The organism is Pseudomonas sp. P5_A2_2 (assembly GCF_054177685.1).
In genome coordinates this window covers 1-3,809 of record NZ_JBGCUL010000426.1, presented here as the reverse complement: position 1 = coordinate 3,809, position 3,809 = coordinate 1, and the positions used below count along the sequence as shown (strand labels likewise).

Genomic DNA, 3,809 nt, shown 5'->3' with positions numbered 1-3,809 from the left:
GCCACGTACCAGGAACTGCCCAGCACCACGGCAATCAGCCAGCCCCTACCGTCGCACAGATAAGCCTTGGCCCGGGCATCGCGGTAGATCAAGGCATAGGCCAGGATCGGCGCCGTCACCCACAACAGGCAAACCGGCCCTTTGGTCAGCAGTGCACAACCCAGCAACACGTAGCTCAGCCGACTCCACAAGGCCCGACCCTGCTGGAAAATGAACTGCCAGGCCGCCAGCAGCGCACCGAAGCACAGCAGGGTCAACAGCATCTCGATTTCCGAGCGCCGTGCGAACAGGCTGAAGGCACCGTTCGCGGCCAGGAACACCACGGCGAACAGACCGACCTGTCGCCCCGCCTGCCGAACGCCGTACAGATAAGTGCCAACACAGCACAAGGCGGCGGCCAACGCCGAAGGCAGGCGCACGCTCCACTCGGACAAGCTGCCCAGCACCGCCGTTGAAACCAGGCCGGCCCAATAGAAAAACGGCGGCTTGGACAAGTACAAGTCGCCGTTCATATAAGGCAGCAGCCAGCTGCCTGCCTCGCGCATTTCGCGCACGGTGACGGCGCGGCGGGCCTCGTTGACACTGAGGAACGGCACGCTGCCCAGTCCCCAGAAAAACAGCAACGCAATCGCGATAGTCACGAGCAACGTAATATTTCGGGTCGATAACGATCCGCGCATGACCTACTCCTTTAGGTGTTTGCTTTTTTTGATCAATTGCAGGTTGCGAAAGTAGACGATGGAGCCAAAGGCCTGGCCGGCGATGAACACCGGGTCTTCACGGTAAATGGCATAGGCGAGCAGCAAGGTGCTGCCGACGATGCTCAGGTACCAGAAGYTSRYCGGGATCACRCTGCGTTTCTTGTACTCGCTGTACAGCCACTGCARGACRAAMCGCCCGGTAAAGGCGATCTGGCCGGCAAAACCGACGATCAGCCACAAGGCTTCGCGGGAGAGATTCATCCTTCRATCTCCTGGGCAATGGTGTTCAGCCGCGTGCGCTTGATCAGCCACCAGACWCCGAACAAATCGAGAATGCCCACCAGSGCGCGGTCGATGTTGCCGTATTTCGACACCCCGGCCGTGCGYGGCCGGTGGTTGACCGGGTGCACGATCATGCGSCCGTTATGSCGCTGGATCAGCGCCGGAATATAGCGATGCATGTGGTCGAAGTACGGCAGGCGCAAGAACGCCGCGCGCTCGATCAGCTTCAGGCCGCAACCGGTGTCCGGGGTGGCGTCCTTGAGCAGGCGGCGGCGCAGGTTGTTGGCGAAMCGCGASGCGTAGCGYTTGCTCGCSGTRTCACGGCGATTGACCCGATGCCCGGCGACCAGTTGCACGTCAACCTGACCCGGTTCGCCGCGCACCAGCGCCAGCATGCCGGGGATGTCCGCCGGGTCGTTCTGGCCGTCGCCATCGAGGGTCGCCAGCCACTGCCCGCGGGCCTCCCGCGCGGCGTGGTACAGCGAAGTGCTCTGCCCCAGCGASCGTTCGTGATGGAGGATGCGCARGGTGTTCAAGCCGTCGTGGCGGATTTGCCGCAGTTCCTGCAGGGTCGAATCGGTGCTGCCATCGTCGACAACGATGATTTCGTACGATTCAGCGGCCAATGCGACGCGGATTTCCTCAAGCAATGGCTTGAGGTTGTTCGCTTCGTTCTTGGCGGGGATCAGTACGGATACAAAAATGTCTTGGCTCATGGGGTCTCTCTCGCCCTTTTTGATTTTTCGAGATCAGAGGCGAACGCTTCAAATTTGATAAAACTGTCGATACCACTTCACAAACTCGCCGACGCCGGTTTCGAGCGTCACCTGCGGGCTGAAGCCCACCCACTCGGCCAGTGCCGAGACATCGGCCCAGGTCTTGACCACATCACCGGCCTGCATCGGCATGTAGTTGCGCCGGGCCTGCAGGCCCAGGGCGGACTCCAGGCAGTCGACGAAATCCAGCAACGCCACCGGCATGCCACGCCCGATGTTGAAGAGCCGGTTTACCCCGGTGGCAGAGCCTTCCGGCACCGGAGGCCTTGGGCGTAGTCGGGCGATACCTTCGACAATGTCGTCGACGTAGGTAAAGTCGCGCGACATCTGCCCCTGGTTGTAAATGTCGATGGGCAGGTCTTTGAGGATGGCGTCGGTAAACTTGAACAGCGCCATGTCCGGGCGACCCCATGGACCATAGACGGTAAAAAAGCGCAGGCCACTGGCTTTCAAACCATACAAATGGCAGTAACTTTCGGCCAGCAGCTCATTGGCGCGCTTGCTGGCAGCGTACAGTGAAACGGGATGTTCGACAGGGTCCTCGACGCTGAACGGCATCTTGCTGTTGGTGCCGTACACCGAACTGCTCGAGGCGTAGATCAGATGCTCGGGGCGATGGTGCCGACAGGCTTCCAGCACATTGAGGAAACCCACCAGGTTCGATTGCCCATAGACATCCGGGTTGTCCAGCGAGTAGCGCACTCCGGCCTGAGCGGCCAGGTGCACCACCTCGGTAAAACGGTGTTCTTGAAACAGGCTCATCAGGGCCGGTTTATCGACGATGTCCATTTTCCGGAAGCGAAAGCCCGGCAACGTCTCCAACACCTTGAGGCGTGCATGCTTGAGTTCCACGTCGTAGTAGTCGTTGAGGTTGTCGATCCCGACAACGTCCTGACCCTCGCGGCACAAGCGCTGAACCGTATGAAAACCGATGAAACCGGCTGCACCGGTGACCAGAACGGTCATTGGACGCACGCCTGCGACTGCGCCGCGATCGACGCGAGATTACTGATCCAGACCCTCGTGGGCTTCATGTGTAGCTCCTGCTTATGGCGTCATTCGCGCACGGTTTCGTTGTGAAGCTTATAAAACAGAAACATTTCAGTTTCGATAACCCCGTGCGCAACCTCAGCAAAAAAACCATATTTGGCCGAAACAGCCGCTACTATTTGGCCGAATCGTCATGTGGCTTATAAAACCGGAACAAGCCGATATCCACGGTCTTGATGTATTGCGTGGCCCAATCCGGCTTGACGGTACGATCATGGAAATACAGGGCACCCTGGGTGCGGTCCGGCAGTTCCTTGTTCAGGGCCTTGCGCGCGATTTCCTTGGCCATCGCATAAGGCACCTCTTCCTGGACCGAATCGGACTTGCCGTCACACCACCAGGAAAACTGGCAACTCTTGGTCTCCGAACCCTGTTTCACCACTTTACACACCGTGTCCGGAAAGCCCTCGTGGCCCAGGCGATTCATGACCACGTTGGCCACCGCCTCCATGTCGGCGGAGTCCCTGCCCCTGGCTTCCCAGTAAATGGAGCGGGCCAGGCACGTGATCGCGTCGTCCAGCGGCGCGACACCCGCCGGGTCAACGGCCTGGACTTCGGACGGGGTAATCGCTTCAGCCTTGGGTGCGGGTGCGGGGCTTTTATTCTCGGCGGCTTTCTGTTCCAGCACCTCGGCCTTGTTCTCGGCCGCTTGCTGTTTCTGCTCTTGATCCGTAGCGGACACCGGGCCGGCAAGCAACGTGAGGGTGAGGCAGCTGGCGATCCAGTCGAAACGCATGATCGGTGTCACTCGGTGAGCGATGCGATTCAGTGTAGTAGTGAAATGATTTCACCCGCCCCACTACACTCTGGATAATTCCGTTGTCTTAGACGGGGCAACTTCGCGCATCATGGGTGCCATCTGCTCAAGGGGGATTTTCATGGGTTTCATCTCATCCGCACTGCGTTTGGCCGGTTTGTCTCTGGGCCTGGTATTCGCCGCTAACGCTATCGCGGCGGACGAAGCGCAATTGGTCGAATCGATCAACGTCTACCGTAGCCA

Annotated in this window: 5 protein-coding genes; all 5 read right to left on the bottom strand. The window is 59.5% G+C overall.

Annotated elements, in window-relative coordinates; all coding sequences use genetic code 11:
• Window positions 1-680, bottom strand: a 680-nt coding sequence (locus ACXRVY_RS19750; protein ID WP_458238043.1) for an ArnT family glycosyltransferase, incomplete at its 3' end; no start/stop codon positions are given.
• Between the two features lie 3 nt (window positions 681-683).
• Window positions 684-962 (bottom strand): lipid-A-disaccharide synthase N-terminal domain-containing protein, encoded by a 279-nt coding sequence (locus ACXRVY_RS19745; protein ID WP_458238042.1) that lies wholly within the window; start codon window positions 960-962, stop codon window positions 684-686.
• A complete protein-coding gene (locus ACXRVY_RS19740; RefSeq protein ID WP_223462622.1) occupies window positions 959-1,699 on the bottom strand; it encodes a glycosyltransferase family 2 protein in 741 nt (246 codons plus the stop codon). The genes ACXRVY_RS19745 and ACXRVY_RS19740 overlap by 4 nt, the downstream gene beginning before the upstream one ends.
• Before the next feature lie 48 nt (window positions 1,700-1,747).
• Complete coding sequence (locus ACXRVY_RS19735; protein ID WP_223463784.1) at window positions 1,748-2,725, bottom strand: NAD-dependent epimerase; 978 nt, start codon at window positions 2,723-2,725, stop codon at window positions 1,748-1,750.
• Window positions 2,726-2,924: 199 nt separating this feature from the next.
• Window positions 2,925-3,545 (bottom strand): cell wall hydrolase, encoded by a 621-nt coding sequence (locus tag ACXRVY_RS19730; protein ID WP_223463783.1) that lies wholly within the window; start codon window positions 3,543-3,545, stop codon window positions 2,925-2,927.
• Window positions 3,546-3,809: the final 264 nt, after the last annotated feature.